Genomic DNA, 18,750 nt, shown 5'->3' on the forward strand with positions numbered 1-18,750 from the left:
ATGCCGTCAGCACCGGCCGTCAAAGCCACCAGGGAGAGGCTGATCCACGCGTCAGCCTTGAATCGGCTTTCACGAGCGTTTAGTGGCTTCGGCGATGACACTGCCCAATCAACCTTTTCGCGTTGCCGCGCTCTACAGGTTTGCCCGGCTCGACGGCTTCGAGGCGTTGCGCGCACCACTCGCCGCCTTTTGCTGCGGACGCAGTATCAAGGGCACGCTGCTTCTGGCGCATGAGGGCATCAACGGCACGGTCGCCGGCAGCGAAGCTGACATCGCCGCGCTCATCGATCATCTCCAATCCATCGAAGGTCTCGCCGGTCTCGAAGTCAAGTACAGCAGCGCCGCGCAGACGCCGTTCCACCGCATGAAGGTGCGGCTGAAGCGCGAGATCGTCACCATGGGCGTTAGGGATATCGATCCGGCGGCAAGCGCCGGCACCTATGTGGCACCGGCCGATTGGAACGCACTTATCTCGGATGCGGGCACGATCGTCATCGACACGCGCAATGCCTACGAGGTATCGATCGGCACCTTCAAGGGCGCGGTCGATCCCGCCACGACGAGCTTTCGCGAATTCCCGGCCTGGGTCGAGCAGCACCGGGCCGAGCTCGTCGGCCGGACGGTGGCCATGTTCTGCACCGGCGGCATACGCTGCGAGAAGGCAACGGCCTATGTGAAGTCGCTCGGCTTCGCGGATGTGTTCCATCTCAAGGGCGGTATCCTGAAATACCTCGAAGAGGTGCCCGCCGAACAGAGCCTCTGGCAGGGCGAGTGCTTCGTCTTCGACGAGCGCGTCTCGGTGTCGCACGGGCTGGTCGAGGGTGAGGCGGAACTGTGTCGCGCCTGCCGGCATCCGCTGATCGGGCAGGACCTGTTATCGCCGAAATACGCCGCCGGCATCTCATGCCCGCATTGCTTCGATGCCCGTTCCGACGAGGATCGCGCGCGCTACGCCGAGCGTCAGCGCCAGGTCGAGCTTGCAGAAGCGCAAGGCAGGGCTCCGCACATCGGACGTTAGAGCGACGTGCGTCCGCTGGACGCACAAATTACGCTGCAACGCGTTGCATTTCGGGCCGATGCGTTAGGAGACGGCAGATCCTGACATCATCCCGTTTCCGCCATCATTGGCAAAGCGCTCATCGGTCATTGTAATGTCAATATGCGGGGCCTACCTCTTCAACGTCCGAAAACCCGCCCGTCCACGTTCGGCCGGGCCAATTCTGGAGGCATTGATGTTCGATCCCAAGAAGCTCCTCGACGATCTGCTCGGCTCGCAAATTCCCGGAACGGGGTCGACCGTCCGCGACAAAGGGGGTCAGGCGGTGCAGATGGCCAAGGACAATCCGCTGGCGGCCGGCGCACTGGCCGCGGTGCTGCTCGGAACCGGCGCTGGCCGTCAGGTCACCGGCACTGCGGTGAAGCTCGGCGGCCTGGCCATGATCGGCGGTCTCGCCTACAAGGCCTACCAGAACTACAAGAACGGCAAGGCGCCTGCGGAAACGGCCGCAGCCGGCTCGCCGGAATTGTTGCCGCCGCCCGCCGACACCAGCTTCCATCCCTCGCAAGCGCCGCAAGGCGAGGACGAATTCACGCTGACGCTGGTGCGGGCGATGATTTCGGCGGCGAAGGCCGACGGCCATATCGACGACGACGAACGGCAAAAGATCGCCGGCAAGCTCAGCCTCTCGGGCATCGGCTCCGACGCGGAGAAGTTCCTGATGTCGGAGCTGGAAACGCCGCTCGACCTGGATACGCTGGTCGCCGGCGCCCAAACCGACGCGCAGAAGCTCGAACTCTACACCGCCTCGCGCCTCACCATCGATCCGGATACGCGTTCCGAACGCGGCTATCTCGATCTGCTCGCCGGCCGCCTCGGGCTGCCGGACGCACTGGTCGACCATGTCGAGGCGACGGTGTCAGCGGCAAAGGTGCCGGAGTCAGGGGTGCCGGAGTCAGGGGCGCCGGAGTCAGGGGCGCCGGAGTCGGACAAAGCAACCGCCAGCTCGCGCTGGTAGGCTTCAGGGCCGCGGAGGGCGGCAATCCGGGCGCCGCTCTCGCGTTAATGTCTCGTTTACCTAGGAAGCGCATAACTTTAGGTAGTCGGATCGGCTTTCCTCCTCCCAAGTCCGGTTCAGATCAGGGCGGCCGCCAATGGCCGCCCTTTTGTTGAAGCCGGCTGGCGCATAATCCGAAATCGGAATCGATTTTTGGAAGCGATCATGCGCAAAATCAAATTGCTCGAAATCAAGCTGCTATAGCGTCCTTGCGGACACGCGGCGCTGTAGGAGGACAGTTATGACAAACTACAAAACGGCCATCGTCACCGGCGCCGGCACGGGCATTGGCAAAGCCGTCGCTACGGCGTTGCTCAGGTCCGGCTGGAACACGGTGTTCTGCGGACGCCGCAAGCCGGTGCTGAACAAGGCGATCGACGACGCCGGATCGACACAAGCCAAGGCGCTGGCGGTCGCCTGCGACATCAGCAAGGCCGATCAGGTCGACGAGATGTTCGAGACCGTGGCGGCGGCTTTCGGTCGTGTCGACCTGCTCTTCAACAATGCCGGCACAAGCTACAAGTCGACATTGATCGACGAGATCCCCGTCGAGGTGTGGAACGAAGTCGTCGGGGTCAATCTCACCGGCTCGTTCCTGTGCGCCCGCGCCGCCTTCGGCGCCATGCGCAGGCAGCAGCCGATGGGCGGCCGCATCATCAACAACGGCTCGGTGTCGGCTTACGCACCGCGGCCGGGCTCAGTGCCCTATACCGCGACCAAGCACGCCATTACCGGGCTGACCAAGACGCTGGCGCTGGACGGCCGGCCTTATGACATCGCCTGCGGCCAGATCGACATCGGCAACGCCTTGACCGACATGGCGCAGGCGATGACGGTCGGGGTGCCGCAAGCCAATGGCTCCATCGCCGCCGAAGCGGTGATGGATGCACAGCAGGTCGCCAATGCCGTCGTCCATATGGCCAGCCTGCCACTCGACGCCAATGTGCTGTTCATGACCGTGATGGCAACGAAGATGCCGTATGTCGGGCGAGGGTAGTCGCTCGAAGACTCGACGGGCGGTCTAAGACTGCGTAGCCGAAAGCGGCACGCCGGGAAGATACAGCGAAATGGGGCGGATTTCGTAGACGGCGGTTGGATTGACGCGGCGTAGGTCGCGCGCAATCGCGATCGCGGCATCGCGCGTGGCGCAATCGACGACGTATAGTCCCAACAATTGCTCCTTGGTCTCGGCGAAAGGCCCGTCAATGACCATTCCGGCGCCCGGCCCGCGCAAGGTACACGCGTCTTGTGTCGCCCCGAGCCGGGCTGCCGGGCCAAGGGAGCCTTCGCGGTATAGCCGTTCGTTGATCTGGAGCAGGTCGGTCATCAGCGCCGCATCCTCCTCCGGCGTCAGCGCCGCGACCACTTCTTCCACGTGATAGGCGAGGATGGCATAAAACATCTGACGTCACCTTTCTTCGGTCGTGAATTCTTTCGCCGGACGCGCAATGAGCGCTGTAGCACTTTGATTTGCGCATGATCCCTAGCGAAAATCGATTTCGATTTTCGCTGTCATACGTTTTGTCCTCACTTGCCCAGAAATGCCTCGATCCGCTCCAGCGCGCGCAGGATGTTCTCTTCGGAATTGGCGTAGGACAGCCTGATATAGCCTTCGCCGAGAATGCCGAAATCAGGTCCGCCAATCAGCGCCACGCCGGCATCCTCAAGCAAGGCAGACGCCAGCTTCTTGGCCTTCCAGCCAGTTTTTGAGACGTTGGGGAAGGCATAGAACGCGCCCTTCGGTGTGATGCAGGACACGCCTGATAAGGCGTTCAGCCCTTCGACCACGACCTTCCTGCGGCGGTCGAAGGCGCGCATCATCTTGTCGACGTCGTCCTGCGGACCGTCGATGGCGGCGATGCCGGCATATTGGCTCGGGGCATTGACGCAGGACCAGCAATTGACTGCCAGCTTGCGCACCTTGTCGTAGAGGTGGGCGCCCTTGTCGCCGTTCGGCCAGACCGACCAGCCCATGCGCCAGCCGGTCATCGCCCAGGTCTTCGACCAGCCGTTGAGCACGATCAGCCGGTCGCGGATTTCAGGGAAATTCAGCAGGGAGCAATGCGTCTCGCCGTCATAGGTCATCACGTCGTAGATCTCGTCCGAAAGGATGGCGATGTCCGGGTGTGCTTCCAGTCCTTTGACCAGCTTCTCGATCTCGGCGCGGGGGGTAACCCCGCCGGTCGGGTTGGCCGGCGAGTTTAGGATCAGCAGCCTGGTCTTTGGCGTGATCAGCGCCAGCGTCTCCTGCGCCGAGAAGGCAAAGCCATTCTCCTCGCGCATCGGCACCGGCACCGGAGCAGCACCGGTGAACTCGATCATCGAGCGATAAATGGGAAAGCCGGGATCGGGATAGAGAATCTCGGCGCCCGGTTCGCCGAACATCAGGATCGCGGCGAACATGGTCGGCTTGCCGCCGGGCAGGATCATCACCGTCTCGGGCGAAACCTCGACCCCGGTGGTGGTCAGCGTGCGCCGCACCACCGCTTCGCGTGTCGCCAGCAGGCCGTTGGCCGGCGTATAGCCGTGGTGGCCGTCACGCAGCGCCTTGATCGCCGCCTCGACGATGTGCTGCGGCGTCTTGAAGTCGGGCTGACCGATGCCAAGATTGACGATATCGCGGCCCTGATGGGCGAGCGCGGTGGCACGAGCCAGCACCGCGAAGGCGTTTTCCTCGCCGAGACGATCGAAGGCCGAAATCGTGTGGAGCATTTTTCCCGTCCGTGTGGTTCTTTCACCGAGCGAGCGTTTTTGTGAGCGTCCGCTCACAAAAGTCAAACGGATTGGAGCTTTGGGTGCCGGAAAATCTCAAGAATTGGCAACCGCGCCCGCGGCCCGAACGCAAAGTCCTGGAGGGGCGCACTGTCAGGCTGGAACCGTTCAACGCCGAAAAGCACGGCGACGGCCTGTTCGATGCCTCGTCGGTGCCCGATATCGATGGCCGCTTCGCCTGGCTGTTCGACTATCCACCGCAGACTCGCGCCGCCTTCCAGCCATGGCTGGACAAGGCCGAAGCCAGCGAGGACCCGCTCTTCTTCGCGGTCATCGACAAGGCCAGCGGCAAGGTCGCCGGACGCCAGACGCTGATGCGCATCGATCCGGCCTATGGCGTGATCGAGATCGGCAACATCTATTGGGGGCCGCTGATCTCGCGCAAGCCGGCGGCGACGGAAGCGCAGTTTCTGTTCATGAAATACATCTTCGACGAGCTTGGCTATCGCCGCTACGAATGGAAATGCAACAACCGCAACGAGCCGTCGAAGCGCGCGGCGGAACGTTTCGGCTTCAAGTTCGAGGGCATTTTCCGCCAGCATCTTGTGGTCAAGGGCGAAAACCGCGATACCGCGTGGTACTCGATTATTGACAAGGAGTGGCCGGCCCTACGCAGAGCCTATGAGGCATGGCTCGATCCGGCCAATTTCGATGGCGACGGCCGCCAGAAGCGACGGCTCGAGGATTTCCGCGCCGAGTTCGGCGCCTGACCATGATCCCGAAAAGTGGAAACCGGGTTTCGGGCAAGATCATGGTCAAACAAGGACCTTGATCCCGAAAAGTGGAAGCCGGTTTTTGCTGCGCTGACCTTCGGTTCGGGCAAGATCATGGTCAAACAGGAAGATAAAGCCTCCATCCCGATTCTGCCGGGATGGATCAGGCTCTAACAGGAGTTCGCAGATGGCGCACACCCATGACCATGGTTCGCACGGGCATGACCACAGCCACGGCGCCGGTCCTGTGCACGGCTCGACCGACAAGAAACGGGTGCTGATCGCAGCCTGCCTGACCGCCGGCTTCATGGTCGTGGAAGCGCTCGGCGGTCTCTTCACCGGATCACTGGCGCTGCTGGCGGATGCCGGCCACATGCTCGCCGATTGTATCGCGCTCGGCCTTGCCTGGTATGCTTTTCATCTGGCCGGCCGGCCGGCCACCGTTCGCCTCACCTATGGTTTCGGCCGGGTCAAAACGCTGGTCGCCTATACCAACGGCATCGCCATCTTCGCCATTGCGCTGTGGATCATCTATGAGGCTTGGGAACGCCTGCTGACACCTGCGCCCGTGCTCGGCGGGCCGATGCTGGTCGTCGCGATCGCCGGTCTGCTGGTCAATATCGGCTCCTTCTTCGTGCTGCATGGCGGCGACCGCGACAGCCTGAACATGCGCGGTGCCATCCTGCACGTGCTCGGCGACCTGCTTGGCTCGGCGGCGGCGATCATAGCTGCGCTGATCATCCTGGCAACGGGCTGGACGCCTATCGATCCGATCCTGTCCGTCCTTGTCTCGCTGCTGATCCTGTCCACGGCCTGGTCGCTGATGCGCGAAGCAGCCCATGTCCTGCTCGAGGGCGTGCCGGCGAGCCTCGATCGCGACCTGATCGCAAGGGACATAGAGGGGACGGTCAAGGGCGTGCGCGAGGTGCATCACATGCATGTCTGGTCGCTCGACGGGTCGAGCAACATGGCGACCTTGCATGCCTGCCTCAACGATGGCGTCGATGCTCACAAAGCGGTCAGCGCCATCAAGAAGCGGCTTGCCGCCGAGCATGGCATTGCCCACGCCACCGTAGAACCGGAATTCGGCCATTGCGCCGACAGCCACGACAGCCACGATGGACACGATGGGCACGATGGCGAGCACGACCATGCGCACGATGCGGCTCCGCATCATGGCCACTGTCACTGACACCGGGAGTTACATAGCATTGGTAACGAACTTGATGAATTCCCGCCGCGTCAGGGCCGCGTGATGGATCGCGACACGCGCAACGCGGCGATAGGCGCCCTCTGGGTGCTGCTGCTGTTCGGCATCGCCGCCTACTATTTGCCAACCGTGATGCTGGCGGTCGGCCGAGTCTCGACCATTCTTGCCGCTGTTATTGCCGCTGTCTTCATGGTGGCCATTTTCGTCGTGTTTTGGCTGCGTGGCCGCAGCCAGCGCAAAAAGGTTCATTGATATGCGTATTTTGATTACCGGCGCGGCAGGCATGGTCGGCCGCAAGCTCATCGCCCGGCTGGCGAAGGACGGAACGCTCAGCGGCCGGAGGATCGCCGCGCTCGACCTTCACGATATTGTGCCGCCGCAGGCGCCGGCACTGGAAGGCGTCGGTGTTACTATCCATACAGGCGATCTCGCCGCGGCGAGCGGGATGGAACGGCTGGTCGCGTCACGCCCGGACGTGATCTTCCATCTCGCCGGCGTCGTGTCGGGCGAGGCGGAAGCCAATTTCGATCTCGGTTATCGCGTCAATCTCGACGGCACACGGGCGCTGTTCGATGCCATAAGGCTGGCGGGGTTTGCGCCACGCGTCGTCTTCACCTCGTCGATCGCCGTGTTCGGCGCACCGTTCCCGGACATCATCCCCGACGAATTCCACCCGACGCCATTGACCTCCTACGGTACGCAGAAGCTGATGGGCGAAGCATTGCTCGCCGATTATACGCGGCGCGGCTTCTTCGACGGCATCGGTATCAGGCTGCCGACCATCTGCGTCAGGCCCGGCAAGCCCAACAAGGCCGCGTCAGGCTTCTTCTCCGGCATCATCCGCGAGCCGTTGAGCGGCCAGGAAGCGATATTGCCGGTGCCGCGCTCTGTCGTGCACACCCACGCCAGCCCGCGCTCCGCGGTGAATTTTTTGATCCACGCAGCAGGGATCGACGGCAGCGCCGTCGGGCCACGCCGCAACCTGACGATGCCCGGTGTCGCCGTCACGGTCGGCGAGCAGATCGAGGCCTTGGAACGCATTGCCGGCGCCGAGGCGGTGAAACTGATCCGCGAGGAGCCCGACGAAACGATCTGGGCGATCGTCAAGGGCTGGCCGACACGGTTCGAAGCGCGGCGGTCGAGGGAGCTTGGCTTTGCCGCCGAAACCAGCTTCGACGATATCATCCGCGGCCACATCGAGGACGAGCTGGACGGCAAAATTGCCGGTTAGCTAACGCGCGTTCGATCGGACGGGCGAAGGCGTCATCCGCCAGCGGTCAGGCTGGCCGAAAGCAGCAGCAGCCCGAACAGGAAAACGAAGGCTGCGCCGCCGATCTCGACGATCGAATGTATGCGGTTGCCCATGCGGCCGTCACCGGCGAAATAGACCGCCCAGTTCTTGGCCGTCACCGCCAGCGTCGCCAAGATCGAGACAGTGATCGCGGTGCCGAGCGCCATCGCCAGCACCGACAGGACGCCGCCGAACCACAACCCGTTGAGCATCGCAAAGCTCAGCACGATCAGCGCGCCCGAGCAGGGCCGGATACCGACCGCAGCCACCGCCGACCAGGCGGTGCGCCAGTCGAAGCGGTCGCCGGAAAGCAGCGTCGGGTCGGGCGCGTGTGAATGCCCGCACGTCTCGCAGACTTCGCCCGCCGCATGGTGATGGTGATCGTGCCCGCTATGGTCATGGTGATGGTCGCGTGCGCCGTGATGATGGTCGTGACCGTCATGGCCATGTGCGTGAAGCGCATGCACTGAATGCGTATGTGAGTGGCCTGCATGTGAGTGGCCGGCATGGGCCGCCGACAGGCTGTAGGGAGGGTTGGCGCCGAACAGGCGAAGGATAGCGGGGCCGGCCTTGCGCCACAAAAGCCAGGCGCCGAACAGGGTGACGAAGACAAAGCTCGTGACTTCGAGGAACCATGCCGCATCGGTCATCGATATGGTGGTGCCGCGCAGGACGAAGTAGGCGAGCATCATCACGAGGATCGCCGTCAGCGCCTGCAGCAGGGCCGAGACAAAGGACAGCATGATGCCGCGCTTGAGCGCGACTTCGTTCGCGACCATGTAGGACGAGATCACCGCCTTGCCGTGCCCGGGGCCGGCAGCATGGAAAACGCCATAGGCGAAGGACAGGCCGATAAGCAGCCACAGCTTGTTGCCGTCCTCGCGCATCGCCTTCATTGCGCCGGCAAGCGCGCGGTAGAATTCCTGCTGGCGCAGGTTGATCCACATCAGGATGTGGGCGAATGGGCCGGTGGTGGGAGCCATCCCGTCATTGGTGCCGATGCCGAGCGAGCTCTGGGCGTGGGCGGCGCCGAGGAAGTGCGTCGTCACAAGGGCGACGGCCAAAAGGCCGAAGGCCAAACGCAGGGACGGTTTCGTCACCGGATTATCCTTCTGGCTGACAGTTCAGTTCAAGCTTGGTCGCGAAGATCTTGCTCATATCGGTGCCTGTCGGATCGTTGAAGAAGGCGTCCGTCAGGGTCTTCTGGTTCTCGGCGAGCGCCTCGTCGGGGTTCGGACGAACGACTTTGCTCGCGCATGTCGACGGCATGCCATCGACTTGCAGATTGGCATCCTCGGTGAAATCGATCGCCGTGTAGAAGGTCGGGTCATAGACGCCAATATCGATCTTGCCGGCCAACTTCATCGGTGCCTTCGGTTCGGATTCGAACAGGATGATGAGTTGATCGTTCTCGAAATTGGCCATCAGCTGCGGCGGCGGGTTCATCGCCTCGTCCTTGCCGTCGACGGTGACGAGCTGGAAGTAATTGAACTCCGCCAGCGAAGCATGGACGGTGTCGGCGACTTCCTTCAACTCCTTGTCATCGAGCTTCAGGTCGGAATTCTTGTCGAATTCCATCATAACCGTACTCGAAAACAAATCGTCGAAGCGCCAGAGATGGCGCAAAGCCTTCACAGTTTGGTGATCCGGACTGAGGACCACTTCGAGGCGAGCCTCGGCGAAGACGTGCGGATGCACCTCGGCTGGCCCGACCGTGGCAAATGTCGCCGCTATGGCCGAAGCCATGATGATTGCTTGCCGTTTCAGGTGCATTCTCGGTCGCGATTCCATCAGCTCGGGTAAAATATCGAGAGTTACCAGAAAGGGGGCGAAAATGGGACCGCAAGGCGGCTGAAAGCTCATGCGTTGTCAATCGTCTTGAACCACTGCACCAGGAAATCGACAAAGACGCGAACCTTCGCAGGCAAATAGCGCCGGTGCGGATAGACGGCGAAGATGCCGCCACCCGGTAGGATGCGGTCATCCAGCGCGGCCACCAGCCGGCCACTTTCTATGTCGGGCGCGGCGATGAAATCCGGTAGGATGGAAAATCCCAATCCCGCCACGGCGGCGGCCCTTGCCGCCATCGGACTGTTGACCTCGATCGGACCGGAGACCGAAACGGTTACCGTATCGCCGCTGTCGCCCTTGAACGGCCAGTTGGTCAGCCAGCGGCCATTGGTGTCGATGATGCAGGGCACGCGGCCAAGGTCCTGCGGGCGCACAGGCATGCCGTGCTTGGCGATCAGTTCGGGAGATGCGCAGAGCCGCACCGAAAACGGCGCCAGGCGCCTCGCGATCAGCGAGGAGTTTTCCAGCCGCGAAATGCGCACCGCCAGATCGAAACCTTCCTCGACCAGATCGACGAAGCGGTCGTCGAGATGAATGTCGAGCACGATGTCGGGATGCTGCTTGGCGAAGTCGATCAGCGACTGGCCGATCGGTGCGTCAGCAAAAGTGCGCGGCGCCGACAGCTTGATCCTGCCGCGAACGTCGCCGGAGGATTCACGCACCGCATCGGCCAGGCTGTCGACCTCGCGGACGATTTCCGAGGCGCGGCGGTAATAAGTGTGGCCGGCTTCGGTCAGCGAGAACTGCCTGGTGGTGCGGTTGAGCAGCAACGCGCCGAGCTCGTCCTCCAGCTCGCGCACATATTTCGACAGCAGCGCCTTGGAGCGGCCGATCTTGCGCGCCGCTGCCGAAAAACCTTCGGCCTCGACCACGTCGATAAAAGCGCGCATGCGGGTCAGCGTGTCCATGTCATGCGCTCCCTTGGTGAGCTGAAAGGATACGCGCGGCAAGCGTCAGCAGCTGCCGGTCGCTGTTCTTAGGTCCAAGCAGCGAGAGGCCGAATGGCGCACCGTCGGCCTTGCCCAGCGGCAGGGTGATCTGCGGAAAGCCGGACAGGCCGGAAAGGCACAGCAGCCTTAGCGCGCGCTCGCGATAGGTCTGCAATTCGTCGAATGAGGCGGCCTTGAGCGGGGCGGCACCTGGAGCGGTCGGCAGCACAAGAACACCGTCCTCGCCAAGCAGGTCGGCAAGTTCAAGACGAAACGAAACGCGACGTTCCGTTTCGCGTTGTACTGTTGCGAGGTCGATGGTCGCGCCATGCTCGAAACGCTCCTTGACGCCGGGGCCGAGCATCCGGTCATCCTGCGAGATCCAGGCACCATGATTTTGCCAGGCCTCGTACCCCTGCAGCTTGCGGAAGCACCAATAGAGATCATCGGTGGAATGCGACAGCGGGGCAACGGTGCGCGGCGCGCCCAGCAACGAAGCGACAGTGCGGACCATGGCGCGATATTCGTCGGCCTGCTGCGGGCCGAGCACGAGGCGGTCCAGCGCGTCGAGCGCCAGGGCGCGTGCCAAGTCGTGGCGTTGCCGATCGTCGTCGAGCAGCACCGTGCCGACCTTTTCGTAGGTGGCCATGTCCCTGGCGAACCAGCCGAACGTGTCCAGTGAAGGGGCCAGCGGCATGGCGCCTTCAAGCGAAATGCGGCCATGCGTGGTCCTCAGGCCGATCAAGCCGCAAAAGCTTGCCGGCGCGCGGATCGAGCCACCGGTGTCGGATCCGATGGCAATCTCAGCCAGCCCGCCGGCAACCGCGGCGGCGGAACCGGAGGATGAGCCGCCGGTGACGCGGTCCGGCGCTGCCGGATTGACCGGCGACGGAAAATGCGCGTTCAGCCCCATCAGGGAGAAGGCCAACTCGTCGGTCTGCGTCTTGCCGACAAAGCGCGCGCCCGAATCAAGCAGCGCCTGGACGGCCGGCGCTGTCGCCGAGGCGGGTGAAGCCTCCCGGTGTTTCTGCGGATTGCCGCAGCCGGTGCGGTAGCCGGCGACGTCGTAAATATCCTTGACGGCCAGCCGCAGGCCGGCAAGCGGGCCGGCTTGCGCATTGGACACTGGGATATCGTCAAGGTCGAGAAAAGCGTTCAGAGGGCCGCAAGTGCCTGCCATGCGTTCGATATCCGGATACAGTTGTTGCAACATTGTTCGGCGCCAGGAATTTTACAACCTGGCGTACGATTTTTATTGATTGTGAAATCCTTCGACCTTATATCGCGCTTGCCCAAAGTCGCACGTGCCTGTGGGTGTCCGCCGATCCTCAAATGGTGAGGGATATCGGTAAGGTAACTGGAGCCAACCCCTCCAGTCGGTTTAGCGGCCAACCGCCAGACCGAGGACACCTTGAAGCAACGACGGTGCGGGCCTTTCTGGTGTTCTGCCGGTCGTCCAAAGACCGGGGTTACTGAAGAGGCACACCTTCATTGCCGGCAGTGCGGACGGGTCTCCCATCCAAGCCAAGGCAGACAAAGCGAACCGAGGCCGGGCAAGGCCAAGGTTCACCGCCGCGAGACGGCGCTTCATGGTTCCGGGGTCTCCACCGGCTGGTTCCATGGATTTGACGTCCGCCTTTGTCCACCGCGTGTTCGCGAGTCGATGACCCGCGTCCCGCAGCCTTTGTGCGCGCCGAAAGGCGCTGATGGAGAGACCCCGATGGCTACCCAGCGCATCCTTGACTTCCTCGCCACCCGACGTCCGAACGGCCCTTGCCTCGTCGTCGATCTCGATGTCGTGCGCGACAATTTTCGCGCCTTCGAGAAGGCGCTTCCCGATTCGAAAATCTACTATGCGGTGAAAGCAAACCCGGCGCCGGAAATTCTGCGCCTCCTTGCTGCGATGGGCTCGTCCTTCGACACCGCTTCTGTTGCCGAAGTCGAGATGGCGATGGACGCCGGTGCGCCGGCGGACCGCATCTCCTTCGGCAACACCATCAAGAAGGAGCGCGACATCCAGCGCGCCTATCAGCTTGGCATCCGGCTGTTCGCGGTGGACTGCGTCGAGGAGGTCGAGAAGATCGCCCGCGTTGCACCCGGCGCCCGTGTGTTCTGCCGCGTGCTGACCGACGGCGAAGGCGCCGAATGGCCGCTGTCGCGCAAGTTCGGCTGCGTGCCGGCGATGGCGGTCGACGTGCTGCGCCATGCCAGGACGCTCGGCCTCGACGCCTACGGCGTGTCGTTCCATGTCGGCTCGCAGCAGACCGACCTGACCGCTTGGGACCGCGCGCTCGGCGACGCTAAAAAGGTGTTCCTCGCCCTCGCTGAGGAAGGCATCGTCCTGAAGATGGTCAATATGGGCGGCGGATTTCCGACCCGTTACCTCAGGGATGTGCCGGTGGCGCAGGCCTATGGCCAGGCGATCTTCTCTGCGCTGCGCAAGCATTTCGGCAACGCGATTCCCGAGACGATCATCGAACCGGGCCGCGGCATGGTCGGCAATGCCGGCGTCATCAAGTCGGAAGTCGTGCTGATCTCGAAGAAGGCCGACAATGACAATGTGCGCTGGGTGTTCCTCGACATCGGCAAGTTCGGCGGTCTCGCCGAGACGATGGACGAGGCAATCCGCTACCCGATCATGACCGCGCATGACGGCACCGAAACCTCGCCGTGCGTGCTCGCCGGCCCGACCTGCGATTCGGCCGACGTGATGTACGAGAAGACGCCGTATCCGCTGCCCCTGTCGCTGACCATCGGCGACGAGGTGCTGATCGAGGGCACCGGCGCCTACACGACGACCTACGCCTCGGTCGCCTTCAACGGCTTCGAGCCTCTGCGATCCTACGTGATCTGACGGCTTCGGCCCTCAGATCACCCGGTGCGGGCGACGAGATCGCCCGCTTCGGTCCGCCTGTGGAACAATCCGCTCGTGAAGGATCGCGGAAATGGAAATTGTGGATTTCATTGTTGAAGGCGCTTTCGGCCGGCAAATCTCCCCCCTTGAGGGGGAGATGGCTGCAAAGCGGCCAGAGCGGGTCGGCTCAGCTGTCGCGACCTCTCTTGGACTGTGTGGGGCCGGCGCTTCAGGCGCGGCGACCCCCTCTGTCGCCCTCGGCGACATTTCCCCCTCGAGGGGGGAGATTGCTGGCGCCTTCGTCATCACCGCCGAAACCGCTGCCGACGTTTCGGCGCGCGAGGCTTTGCTCGATCGCGCCATGGGGCCGAAGCGCCGGAAAAAATCGTCGGAAAAGCTGCGCCGCGGCCGCCGGCCTTCGGAAGGCCTGGCCTTTATCGCGCGCGATGCATCGGGCGCTGTCACAGGCACCGTGCGGCTCTGGGATGTCGTGCTGGGCGAGGGCGGTCGGGCAGCCCTTCTGCTTGGCCCGCTCGCCGTCGATCCGACAATCAAGAATGCCGGCATCGGCTCGGCGCTGATGCGCCATGCAATGGCTGAAGCCGCCCGCCTCGGCCATGCGGCGATCCTGCTGGTCGGCGATGCGCCCTATTACGAGCGCTTTGGGTTTTCGGCCGAAAAAACCGGTGCGCTGGCCATGCCTGGACCTTATGAGCGGCACCGCCTGCTGGCGCTGGAACTGGTGGAAGGCGCGCTCGCCGAGGCGCGGGGCACGCTCAGGGCGGCAGGGCGCAAGCTGAAGGCACAACGGCTGCCGCTCGCTGCCTGACGGATCGGAAACAAGCCGCCGTCCGTCGGGCGGCGGCTTGTTTTCATCCCGAGTTGGTTGGATCAGCCGATCAGCTGGCTCAGTGCCATGGCGACGCTCATGTCGCCTTCGACCTTTATCTTGCCGGACATGAACGCCATGGTCGGGTTGAGATCGCCTGCTATCAGCGACTCCAGATCGTCGAGCGAAAGCTTTATGGTGCAGTCGGCCGGCGCGTCGGTGGTGGAGACATCAGCGCCGTCGATGACGATGACACCGTCGCTGCCGGTGTCGAATTTCACGGAACGATCGAACCCGGCACTCGCCACGCGCGCGCTGATCTTGTCGGCAATTTCCTGAACGCCCATGGCCGTTCTCCTCGTCTCGTTGCGTTTGTCGCAGAATGGCACTTCGATCTGGCCGAAGTCGCCGTCTTGCGCATTTCGCGATCACGGTCGCTGGCGCATATAGCTTTGGGTTGACGTTTACGTCAACGCAGTTCCCCGAGATGAAGATGGTTTTATCGCCGCAGTGAAGCTGCTCCGCGAGATCTGTCGGGCGAAGGTCAGGGCGCGCCCAGCCGCCCGCCTGTCACGTCGTGCCTGTAACTCTGGCGGACGTTCCTCCGGTGGGTTGTGTCCAAAGCCGGCGGCAATCGGGGCAGTTACACGGTTTACGTCATTCAAACAGACGAGGACAGTGGCCAAGCCTGTCCCTAGCGTGGACTCGGCCTCATGCGCTCAGAGTGGTGTAAACGGGACCATGACAGCAGATTCAAGAGCGGTCATCTCACGCGGCGACCGCGTCAGGGGAGGTAGGATGAACCCGTATCTGGCAGGCGAGGATCAAGACCCCATGATGGCGCTACAAGAGGGGGATGTTCAGTCATGAGAATCAAAAGTCTGATCAAGCGTGCCGAGAAGGTGGACAGAGCGTTCAAGGAGCTCGAAGCCGATTTGGCGAATGCGTTCGACGAGTGTCTCAAGCTAGACGACCAATCGCCGTTGAATGACGTCCCGGATGAGAATCTCGCGGCAAAGAATGACAACTCTCAGCCTGAGGACGACGCGGACACTCCCGAGATCGCATTACGGCTGACTTCCCACGCACAAACCCGACTGGCTGCGTTAAATGCCGTTGATGGGCTCTTTGACGATGCGCGGGAGTATCTGGAGGAGATCAACACGAAACTGTCGGAGATCGCGACCTCGCATCATCTGACAGGCGAATTCCTGAAGCTGCTTCACGGGGACATTCTTCGCGCCAATGAACTGGAACTGGCAAATGTCAGCCTGACCACGCAGCAAAGAGTGCTGTCGGAGCAGCTCCACGACGCGACCAAAAAGCAGCGCGAGCGTCAAAGTGCTGTCGAGGCCCTGCAGCAGCGCGAGACAAGCCTGGTCGAGGACAAGGAGGCACTTCGCGGTGCGCTGGCTGCAGCAAGGCTGGAACTCGTTGTGGCAGGCAATGCGAGCGCAGAACGCGAAGCGGAGTTCGGCGATCTCGTCAAAACGCTTTCGGCCAGAACGGCCGAGGCCAACAGATGCGCACGCGAGAACGACATCCTAAGGGAAAAGCATGTCAGCCTGTCGATCGATCTCGACAAGGCGCTGAAACGGGAAGCTGAGGCGCGGCACAGGCTGGATGAACTCTCGACAATTCATGCCAGTGATGCGACGCGACTTTCGGAACTGCTGGCTGCGCTCGGCAAGAGCGAGAAAGAGGAGATGCGGCTGCAGAAATCGCTCGATATCGCGCAAGCGAAGCTGTCGGAAATGACGGAAGCGGCCCGTATCATGGAAAGTGACAGGGAAGCCGAGCGTGCGCGTAGTTTCACGGAGATCGGCGGCCTGCGTTCTGAAATTCGCAACCTCCAATCACGATTGGAAATTGCCTCGAACGAGAACAGTCAAGCCGCCAGCGAGATCGCCAATCTCAAGGCTCAATGGAGCGACGCTGTGGCCGAAAAGCAAATTGCGGAGGAAAGGTTGTCCGCTCTCAGAAAGGAGAACGAAAACGACAAGATACACCTTTCGACGGTGAGCGCGAATTTTTCGCAGCTTTCCCTGCAGCAGGCATCCGAACAGATACAGCTCGATGTCCAGAGGCAGGAATGCGAGGATCTGCGAGCCGAAGTCGCGTTGCTCGATGCTCGGGTCAAGGAACTGTTGCCCTATGAGCGTCTCCACAAGGCCACAAACGCCAGACCGCATGAGAACGGCGTGGTCGAGATCACCGGTGTCGTGGCGGAGAAGGCTCGCGCCACAAGCAGGCGGCGCGTCCGTACGAGCCTGCGCGCTGCATCCTAAGGCGCGGGTGGGCCGCGCCGATTAGGGTACGTGTGAGCCATCAGCTTAGAGCGTCATGTGCTCATTCAACTGGCCACACCGGCACGGCCTAATGCTCGATCGGTCCTTTCGGCATGACGATCGCCGTGCCGGCGGTTGTCGGACGCTCGATCATACGGCGGACGCGCGGCGGCTCGTCGCCGCTGTGCAGTGCCCGTACGCGCTCGCCGACAACGGCGTCGGCATGGGTGGCCCGCTTGTTGTGGCGGATGTATTCGAGCCATGTCGGCGTGTGATAGTGCTCGATCCATATTGCGGGATTTTCGAGATCGCGCGCCAGCGTCCAGTTGCGGGCGCCGTCACGGCGGCGGATGCGGCCGCGTTCGGCCATGGTGGCCAGGAATTCCGGCACGTCCTCCTCGCGGATGATGTATTCGATCATGATGGCGATAGGGCCGCTGCGCAGTTTTAGGTCGAGCGCAAGATGCGGCTCCTTGAAACGGTTGGTAGGATCGAGGTTGAGTACTGCCTGCTGCGGCAAAGGCAGCAAGAGGCCGATCGCGCCGCCCGCCAGCATCGCGACGGCAGCCGCGATCAGCGCGAATTCGGCGCCATGCGCATCGGCGACGACGCCCCAAACCCAGCTGCCGAGCGCGATGCCGCCGAAGGTAGCCGTCTGATAGACCGAGAGCACCCGGCCGACCACCCAGCGCGGCGTCGACATCTGCACCGTGACGTTGAAATGCGACAGCGCGATCACCCAGCAGGCGCCGCCGATGAGCAGCCCAAGCGACGTCTGCCAGGCGTGGTCGCTGACGGCGGCGTCGAAGGCGCAAAGCGCGAAACCGGCGAATGCCATGCGCACCATCGTCTCGCTGGACAGGATCTGCCTCAGCCGGACGCTGATCAGCGCGCCGCCGACGGCACCGATACCGAACGCACCGAGCATGATGCCGTAGGTCAAGGCATCGCCCTTGACGACATCGCGCGCCACCAGCGGCAGCAGCGCCAGAACCGCGCCGGCGCTGAAGCCGAAAGCCGCACCCCTGACCAGCACCTTGCCGATATTGGGCGACATGGCGACGTAGCGCAGGCCGGCGCCCATCGCCGCCCCCAGCGTCTCGCGCGGCAGTGTCGAGGCTGGCAGGTCCGGCTTCCAGCGGGCAAGCACGATGAGGAGCCCGACATAGCTCAAAGCGTTGGCGGCAAAAGCCGCTGCAGCACCTGCGGCGGCAACGATGATGCCGCCGATCGCCGGGCCGACGCTGCGCGTCAAGTTGAAGCCCAAGGAGTTGAGCGCGACGGCAGCCGGCAGCTTGGCGCGCGGCACCATATCGCCGACAGAAGCCTGCCATGACGGGTTGTAAAGCGCCGTGCCGCTGTTGATCAGGAAGGCGAAGGCGAGCAGCGTCCACGGCGTTATCAAGCCAAGATAGGTGAACACGGTCAGCAGAACCGAGACGACCAGCATGAAGGTCTGGGCAATCAGCATGACCTTGCGCCGGTTAAAGCTGTCGGCGATGGCACCGGCAACGAGCGCAAACAGCATGATCGGCAAGGTGGTTGAGGCCTGGACCAGCGCGACCTGATAGGACGAGGTGGCGATCGTGGTCATCATCCAGGCGGCGCCGACGCCCTGGATCAGGCCACCGAAATTCGAAACCAGACTGGCGGACCATACGGCGCGGAAAATGCCGTGCCGGAACGGCGCCAGCGCCGAGACGCGTTCGCTGTCCGGCTCGTCGTCGATCATAGATGCTTCCCCGACTTCAACTGCTGCCTTCTTCCAGAATCGATCCCCTCATACCGTTCCTTCAAGGTAGAGCATGACTTCGCAAAGGGCGAAGGCCTTTTCAAAGGAGATCATGGTCCAACAACAGGATAGCGTACGCTGGAACAAGTCAGCGGCCACCCTTGCAGGCGGCGTGAAGCGCTTCGGTGAGGGCGGCCCGCTAAATTTTACGAATGTCGTTATCTCAA

Annotated in this window: 19 protein-coding genes; 11 read left to right on the plus strand and 8 right to left on the minus strand. The window is 62.8% G+C overall.

Features of this window, described 5'->3' with window-relative positions:
- Nucleotides 1–94: 94 nt before the first annotated feature.
- From A9K68_RS10335 to A9K68_RS10345, 3 genes are all read left to right on the plus strand, one after another.
- On the plus strand, nt 95–1,018 hold the full coding sequence (locus A9K68_RS10335) for a rhodanese-related sulfurtransferase (protein WP_065007581.1): 924 nt from the start codon (nt 95–97) through the stop codon (nt 1,016–1,018).
- A 214-nt stretch (nt 1,019–1,232) separates the two neighbouring features.
- A complete protein-coding gene (locus A9K68_RS10340) occupies nt 1,233–2,015 on the plus strand; it encodes a tellurite resistance TerB family protein (protein ID WP_065007580.1) in 783 nt (260 codons plus the stop codon).
- A gap of 280 nt (nt 2,016–2,295) precedes the next feature.
- A complete protein-coding gene (locus tag A9K68_RS10345) occupies nt 2,296–3,051 on the plus strand; it encodes an SDR family oxidoreductase (RefSeq protein ID WP_065007579.1) in 756 nt (251 codons plus the stop codon).
- 24 nt (nt 3,052–3,075) lie between these two features.
- On the opposite strand, the gene A9K68_RS10350 is transcribed toward A9K68_RS10345, so the two are convergent.
- Nucleotides 3,076–3,456, minus strand: a complete 381-nt coding sequence (locus tag A9K68_RS10350) for a YciI family protein (protein WP_029349689.1) — start codon at nt 3,454–3,456, stop codon at nt 3,076–3,078.
- Between the two features lie 125 nt (nt 3,457–3,581).
- Nucleotides 3,582–4,766 (minus strand): pyridoxal phosphate-dependent aminotransferase, encoded by a 1,185-nt coding sequence (locus tag A9K68_RS10355; RefSeq protein ID WP_065007578.1) that lies wholly within the window; start codon nt 4,764–4,766, stop codon nt 3,582–3,584.
- A gap of 83 nt (nt 4,767–4,849) precedes the next feature.
- Between A9K68_RS10355 and A9K68_RS10360 the strand changes: the two genes are divergently transcribed.
- The 5 genes from A9K68_RS10360 to denD all read left to right on the plus strand — a co-directional run bounded on the left by A9K68_RS10360 (nt 4,850) and on the right by denD (nt 7,980).
- Complete coding sequence (locus A9K68_RS10360) at nt 4,850–5,536, plus strand: GNAT family protein (protein WP_065007646.1); 687 nt, start codon at nt 4,850–4,852, stop codon at nt 5,534–5,536.
- A gap of 15 nt (nt 5,537–5,551) precedes the next feature.
- Complete coding sequence (locus A9K68_RS10365; RefSeq protein ID WP_163603006.1) at nt 5,552–5,713, plus strand: hypothetical protein; 162 nt, start codon at nt 5,552–5,554, stop codon at nt 5,711–5,713.
- A gap of 13 nt (nt 5,714–5,726) precedes the next feature.
- Nucleotides 5,727–6,731, plus strand: a complete 1,005-nt coding sequence (locus tag A9K68_RS10370; RefSeq protein WP_065007577.1) for a cation diffusion facilitator family transporter — start codon at nt 5,727–5,729, stop codon at nt 6,729–6,731.
- 63 nt (nt 6,732–6,794) lie between these two features.
- Nucleotides 6,795–7,001 carry a hypothetical protein gene (locus A9K68_RS10375; protein WP_065007576.1) on the plus strand — a complete coding sequence of 69 codons (207 nt, stop codon included), beginning with the start codon at nt 6,795–6,797 and terminating at the stop codon, nt 6,999–7,001.
- A 1-nt stretch (nt 7,002) separates the two neighbouring features.
- Complete coding sequence (denD, locus tag A9K68_RS10380; protein ID WP_065007575.1) at nt 7,003–7,980, plus strand: D-erythronate dehydrogenase; 978 nt, start codon at nt 7,003–7,005, stop codon at nt 7,978–7,980.
- A gap of 32 nt (nt 7,981–8,012) precedes the next feature.
- Here the strand turns inward: denD and A9K68_RS10385 are convergent, their stop codons facing one another.
- The 4 genes from A9K68_RS10385 to A9K68_RS10400 all read right to left on the minus strand — a co-directional run bounded on the left by A9K68_RS10385 (nt 8,013) and on the right by A9K68_RS10400 (nt 12,000).
- Nucleotides 8,013–9,140 (minus strand): nickel/cobalt transporter, encoded by a 1,128-nt coding sequence (locus A9K68_RS10385; RefSeq protein ID WP_065007574.1) that lies wholly within the window; start codon nt 9,138–9,140, stop codon nt 8,013–8,015.
- A 4-nt stretch (nt 9,141–9,144) separates the two neighbouring features.
- Nucleotides 9,145–9,813, minus strand: coding sequence for a DUF1007 family protein (locus A9K68_RS10390; RefSeq protein WP_029349704.1), 669 nt, complete (start codon nt 9,811–9,813; stop codon nt 9,145–9,147).
- A gap of 86 nt (nt 9,814–9,899) precedes the next feature.
- A complete protein-coding gene (locus tag A9K68_RS10395) occupies nt 9,900–10,799 on the minus strand; it encodes a LysR family transcriptional regulator (protein ID WP_029349706.1) in 900 nt (299 codons plus the stop codon).
- Between the two features lies 1 nt (nt 10,800).
- Complete coding sequence (locus A9K68_RS10400) at nt 10,801–12,000, minus strand: amidase (protein WP_065007645.1); 1,200 nt, start codon at nt 11,998–12,000, stop codon at nt 10,801–10,803.
- A gap of 540 nt (nt 12,001–12,540) precedes the next feature.
- Between A9K68_RS10400 and odc2 the strand changes: the two genes are divergently transcribed.
- Nucleotides 12,541–13,674, plus strand: coding sequence for an ornithine/lysine decarboxylase (odc2, locus tag A9K68_RS10405; protein WP_029349710.1), 1,134 nt, complete (start codon nt 12,541–12,543; stop codon nt 13,672–13,674).
- Nucleotides 13,675–13,939: 265 nt separating this feature from the next.
- Nucleotides 13,940–14,503 (plus strand): N-acetyltransferase, encoded by a 564-nt coding sequence (locus A9K68_RS10410; RefSeq protein ID WP_065007644.1) that lies wholly within the window; start codon nt 13,940–13,942, stop codon nt 14,501–14,503.
- A 62-nt stretch (nt 14,504–14,565) separates the two neighbouring features.
- On the opposite strand, the gene A9K68_RS10415 is transcribed toward A9K68_RS10410, so the two are convergent.
- The gene (locus A9K68_RS10415; protein WP_029349714.1) at nt 14,566–14,850 is read right to left on the minus strand and encodes an SCP2 sterol-binding domain-containing protein; all 285 of its coding nucleotides are present in this window, start codon (nt 14,848–14,850) and stop codon (nt 14,566–14,568) included.
- Between the two features lie 519 nt (nt 14,851–15,369).
- Between A9K68_RS10415 and A9K68_RS10420 the strand changes: the two genes are divergently transcribed.
- The gene (locus tag A9K68_RS10420) at nt 15,370–16,791 is read left to right on the plus strand and encodes a hypothetical protein (RefSeq protein WP_065007573.1); all 1,422 of its coding nucleotides are present in this window, start codon (nt 15,370–15,372) and stop codon (nt 16,789–16,791) included.
- Nucleotides 16,792–16,879: 88 nt separating this feature from the next.
- Here A9K68_RS10420 and A9K68_RS10425 read toward each other — a convergent pair whose 3' ends face one another.
- Complete coding sequence (locus A9K68_RS10425) at nt 16,880–18,523, minus strand: MFS transporter (protein WP_065007572.1); 1,644 nt, start codon at nt 18,521–18,523, stop codon at nt 16,880–16,882.
- Nucleotides 18,524–18,750 lie beyond the last annotated feature (227 nt).

Source organism: Mesorhizobium sp. AA22, assembly GCF_001672375.2.
In the GTDB taxonomy this organism is placed as follows: Bacteria; Pseudomonadota; Alphaproteobacteria; order Rhizobiales; family Rhizobiaceae; genus Mesorhizobium; species Mesorhizobium wenxiniae.

What these genes read in the sequence shown, in the direction of transcription:
- A9K68_RS10370 (WP_065007577.1), top strand. Translation starts at nt 5,727, where the DNA reads ATGGCGCACACCCATGACCATGGTTCGCACGGGCATGACCACAGCCAC.
- A9K68_RS10335 (WP_065007581.1), top strand. Translation starts at nt 95, where the DNA reads ATGACACTGCCCAATCAACCTTTTCGCGTTGCCGCGCTCTACAGGTTT.
- A9K68_RS10375 (WP_065007576.1), top strand. Translation starts at nt 6,795, where the DNA reads ATGGATCGCGACACGCGCAACGCGGCGATAGGCGCCCTCTGGGTGCTG.
- A9K68_RS10395 (WP_029349706.1), bottom strand. Translation starts at nt 10,799, where the DNA reads ATGGACACGCTGACCCGCATGCGCGCTTTTATCGACGTGGTCGAGGCC.
- A9K68_RS10415 (WP_029349714.1), bottom strand. Translation starts at nt 14,850, where the DNA reads ATGGGCGTTCAGGAAATTGCCGACAAGATCAGCGCGCGCGTGGCGAGT.
- A9K68_RS10350 (WP_029349689.1), bottom strand. Translation starts at nt 3,456, where the DNA reads ATGTTTTATGCCATCCTCGCCTATCACGTGGAAGAAGTGGTCGCGGCG.
- A9K68_RS10420 (WP_065007573.1), top strand. Translation starts at nt 15,370, where the DNA reads ATGAGAATCAAAAGTCTGATCAAGCGTGCCGAGAAGGTGGACAGAGCG.
- denD (WP_065007575.1), top strand. Translation starts at nt 7,003, where the DNA reads ATGCGTATTTTGATTACCGGCGCGGCAGGCATGGTCGGCCGCAAGCTC.
- A9K68_RS10345 (WP_065007579.1), top strand. Translation starts at nt 2,296, where the DNA reads ATGACAAACTACAAAACGGCCATCGTCACCGGCGCCGGCACGGGCATT.
- A9K68_RS10355 (WP_065007578.1), bottom strand. Translation starts at nt 4,766, where the DNA reads ATGCTCCACACGATTTCGGCCTTCGATCGTCTCGGCGAGGAAAACGCC.
- A9K68_RS10425 (WP_065007572.1), bottom strand. Translation starts at nt 18,523, where the DNA reads ATGATCGACGACGAGCCGGACAGCGAACGCGTCTCGGCGCTGGCGCCG.
- A9K68_RS10340 (WP_065007580.1), top strand. Translation starts at nt 1,233, where the DNA reads ATGTTCGATCCCAAGAAGCTCCTCGACGATCTGCTCGGCTCGCAAATT.
- odc2 (WP_029349710.1), top strand. Translation starts at nt 12,541, where the DNA reads ATGGCTACCCAGCGCATCCTTGACTTCCTCGCCACCCGACGTCCGAAC.
- A9K68_RS10390 (WP_029349704.1), bottom strand. Translation starts at nt 9,813, where the DNA reads ATGCACCTGAAACGGCAAGCAATCATCATGGCTTCGGCCATAGCGGCG.
- A9K68_RS10400 (WP_065007645.1), bottom strand. Translation starts at nt 12,000, where the DNA reads ATGGCAGGCACTTGCGGCCCTCTGAACGCTTTTCTCGACCTTGACGAT.